The organism is Metabacillus niabensis (assembly GCF_902829255.1).
Taxonomy (GTDB): Bacteria; Bacillota; Bacilli; order Bacillales; family Bacillaceae; genus Metabacillus; species Metabacillus niabensis.
Genome location: NZ_CADEPK010000418.1, coordinates 1 through 3,159, shown reverse-complemented (window position 1 = coordinate 3,159; position 3,159 = coordinate 1). Strand labels below are relative to the sequence as shown.

The following is a 3,159-nucleotide window of genomic DNA, read 5'->3' as shown; positions in this document are numbered from 1 at the left end:
TCCTATGACTTGAAAATTCCAAAAGTTGAAAGTAAACACTCAATTTTAAAAGAGATAGAAAATGAGATGAGTTCATTAGTTGGCATGTCTGAAATGAAAAGAATGATAAAAGAAATATATGCATGGATTTATATTAATAAGAAACGAGAGGAACAAGGTTTAAAAGCAGGAAAGCAAGCTCTTCATATGATGTTTAAAGGAAATCCCGGTACTGGTAAAACAACGGTAGCACGTTTAGTTGGAAAATTATTTTTTCAAATGAATGTCCTATCGAAAGGACATCTAATCGAAGCTGAAAGAGCAGATTTAGTTGGCGAATATATAGGTCACACCGCTCAAAAAACAAGGGATTTAATAAAAAAAGCACTTGGAGGAATTTTGTTTATCGATGAAGCCTATTCACTAGCAAGAGGTGGTGAAAAGGATTTTGGAAAGGAAGCGATTGATACATTAGTAAAACATATGGAGGATAAGCAGCATGATTTTGTTTTGATTTTAGCAGGATATCCTAAAGAAATGGATAATTTTTTATCATTAAATCCTGGATTATTATCAAGGTTTCCATTAGTGATTAATTTCCCAGATTATTCTGTTGATGATTTAATGGAAATATCTCGTCGTATGGTAACTGAAAGAGAGTATCAGCTCAATGATGAGGCAATGCTGAAGCTTAAAGAACATTTAATGACGGTAAAATCCACGGTACATCCTACTAAATTTAGTAATGGTAGATATGTTCGGAACATCATCGAAAAATCAATTCGATCACAAGCAATGCGTTTATTACTTACGGATAAATATAATCGTGACGACCTTTTAACAATAAAGGGTCAAGACTTAGTTTTTTCCGAAGAGAAGGTTAATAATGATAAAATATAAAAAGTAAAGCGAACTCAGGCCAACCCAAGTTTGCGAGAACGTTTAGAAAAAGAAGAATTCTATTAAATTAGATGTTCTTATTTATATCCTTTCATCATACATGATATAGCAGATTCAAATTTTTGGAGGTTATGATGAAAGCAAAAGTGTATATACTATTCGTTTTAGTCGTATTGTTAGCCATCCTTTATTTCTATTCGTCTAAACCAGTCAAAGAGCCAGTTTCAAATCCAACTAATACAGAGGAAGAAGTTACATCACCATATAAAACATTTACTTATGTCATAACAGATATTAAAGGGAATGATTATTATGGTGAATCTATAGATGGTAAAACGAAAATCGTCTTTAATAAGAAAAATGTTAAAGTTCCTATTGATGACTCAATTCAAGTGAATGATAGAATTAAAGCATATGTTGAATCTGAGAATCATGTAGAAGGGATTATTAAAATAGAAAAAATAAAATAATAGGTAAGGGGGATGTAAGTTTTATGAAATCCCCCTTACCTATTATTCGTTTATATATAAATATGGTCATTACTTTTCATATGGAATATATTTTCTATCATGAAAATCTTCTTGATCACCATTAAGATTCGCATCATAATCTACGGAATCTGTTTCAATATATTCTCCCGTTCCAGCTTGTGTTCTTGAAGTTACGGAACTTATTTCCGGATCTTCTTCAGGAGGAGTATTTGTAGCAGATTTTGCAGATTTTAGAGTAAAATAGCCTTTCCCGTTTTCAGGATTTGAGATGACCCCTAGTGAAACGAGAATACCAAGAATGGCCGTCACATAAGTTTCCCATCTTGTTAGGTCAATTTGATACCCGAGATCCTTTAACACCATATATAGAACAGATGCAATAGACACCCAGAGTCCATAATTTTTCCATCTCACGAATTCATCACTCCTTTTAAGTAAGAATCGTTCACCTTATCATATTCATGCAAATTTGCATTGTGCACCCAATTGCTATCCTCAATCGTATATGAAGCAAAATATTCAATTATAGTGAAGATATATAAAAAAGGCATTAAAATTTCAATATCATTCGAAAAATGCTATTGAAATCAATGGTGATAACGCTTTCAAAAAGACGCGACTATTGATAAAATACAAGATATAAGAAGGAGTGATTATCATGAATGATATCAAATTACTTTTAGAAGAAATTAAATTACTCGTTGAACGGAATATAGCTCTTAATCATTTTGTCCTTGACCAATTATCAGATAGATTTAATAAAAACTCTTATTTTATAGAACGGATTTATCAAATTCTTTTAAGAAATAGAGCCCTTTTACCATTTTTCTATGATATTGAAGCGGCTATATATGAATATATTGTTCATGAAGAAATGGAAAACGCCAGAACATATTATGGGGCAATAAAATATGTAGCAGAACAATTTGATACAACACAAACCTATATAAAAAGCAAAATTAAACAGTCAAAAATTGTATTTCCTTTACAAAAAATTAGTTAATAAAAAGAGGAAACACAATATGATCGTGTTTCCTCTTTTTCATATTTTAATAAGGTTATTGAAACCTAGGGACTTTAAGCATAGCTTAATTATAAAGCAGATTGATTTTTCGAAGGATGTATACTTCTTATTGGTAACTTCCATTTAAATGTATATGAGAGCACTCTTAGAATAACGATACAAATAAATAGTAGGTATAATTCATAAGATTGTTTTACGAGTTCAAATCCGATTATAAGTCCTACAAAAATTGCCCAAAATGCATAAATTTCATCTCTGAGAACTAATGGTTTCCGACCTGCCAGCAAATCGCGAATGATTCCTCCACCACTTCCAGTTAGGACTGCAGCAACAACTACTGCACTTGTCGGGTGATTCATCTCTACTGCATAAAGTGCCCCTTGAATTGCAAAGGCAGCTAAACCAATTGCATCGGTGAAATTTCCCCATTTTGCCCAATGCTTTAATAATTTATTAGGAAATAGAAAGACAATAGTCATAGCAAAAAGGGCTATTTGAAAGAGAAAGCCTTGCTCCCATAAAGCAGTTACAGGAACCCCAATTAATAAATTTCGAATCGCTCCACCTCCAAATGCGGTCACGATTCCTAAAATATATACGCCTAAAATATCATATTCCTCTTCCATAGCAACAATTGCACCACTTATTGCAAACGCAATTGTTCCGATAATACTTAAAACGTCCCAGGTCATTCAATTTATCCTCCACATTTAAAAAAATAACTTCATCCTATTCGAGATGATTTTAATCCTCCTCTATAAAAAG

The 3,159-nt window shown here is 32.1% G+C and carries 5 protein-coding genes; 3 read left to right on the top strand and 2 right to left on the bottom strand.

The window, feature by feature from the left end; translation table 11 throughout:
- Both spoVK and HU235_RS23105 read left to right on the top strand, forming a co-directional pair.
- Nucleotides 1-879: stage V sporulation protein K (gene spoVK / locus HU235_RS23110; protein ID WP_174881732.1), on the top strand; the 879-nt coding region annotated here is incomplete at its 5' end.
- A gap of 134 nt (nucleotides 880-1,013) precedes the next feature.
- Nucleotides 1,014-1,349 carry a hypothetical protein gene (locus HU235_RS23105; protein WP_174881731.1) on the top strand — a complete coding sequence of 112 codons (336 nt, stop codon included), beginning with the start codon at nucleotides 1,014-1,016 and terminating at the stop codon, nucleotides 1,347-1,349.
- A 69-nt stretch (nucleotides 1,350-1,418) separates the two neighbouring features.
- Here HU235_RS23105 and HU235_RS23100 read toward each other — a convergent pair whose 3' ends face one another.
- Nucleotides 1,419-1,784 (bottom strand): hypothetical protein, encoded by a 366-nt coding sequence (locus tag HU235_RS23100; RefSeq protein WP_174881730.1) that lies wholly within the window; start codon nucleotides 1,782-1,784, stop codon nucleotides 1,419-1,421.
- A gap of 244 nt (nucleotides 1,785-2,028) precedes the next feature.
- Between HU235_RS23100 and HU235_RS23095 the strand changes: the two genes are divergently transcribed.
- The gene (locus HU235_RS23095) at nucleotides 2,029-2,373 is read left to right on the top strand and encodes a hypothetical protein (RefSeq protein ID WP_174881729.1); all 345 of its coding nucleotides are present in this window, start codon (nucleotides 2,029-2,031) and stop codon (nucleotides 2,371-2,373) included.
- 89 nt (nucleotides 2,374-2,462) lie between these two features.
- Here HU235_RS23095 and HU235_RS23090 read toward each other — a convergent pair whose 3' ends face one another.
- Entirely contained in the window at nucleotides 2,463-3,086 is a 624-nt protein-coding gene (locus tag HU235_RS23090) for a trimeric intracellular cation channel family protein (RefSeq protein ID WP_095302323.1), read from the bottom strand.
- Between the last annotated feature and the right edge of the window lie 73 nt (nucleotides 3,087-3,159).

Bases quoted from the DNA above. Each gene is read 5' to 3' on its own strand.
- HU235_RS23105 (WP_174881731.1), top strand. From the start codon at position 1,014: ATGAAAGCAAAAGTGTATATACTATTCGTTTTAGTCGTATTGTTAGCC.
- HU235_RS23095 (WP_174881729.1), top strand. From the start codon at position 2,029: ATGAATGATATCAAATTACTTTTAGAAGAAATTAAATTACTCGTTGAA.
- HU235_RS23090 (WP_095302323.1), bottom strand. From the start codon at position 3,086: ATGACCTGGGACGTTTTAAGTATTATCGGAACAATTGCGTTTGCAATA.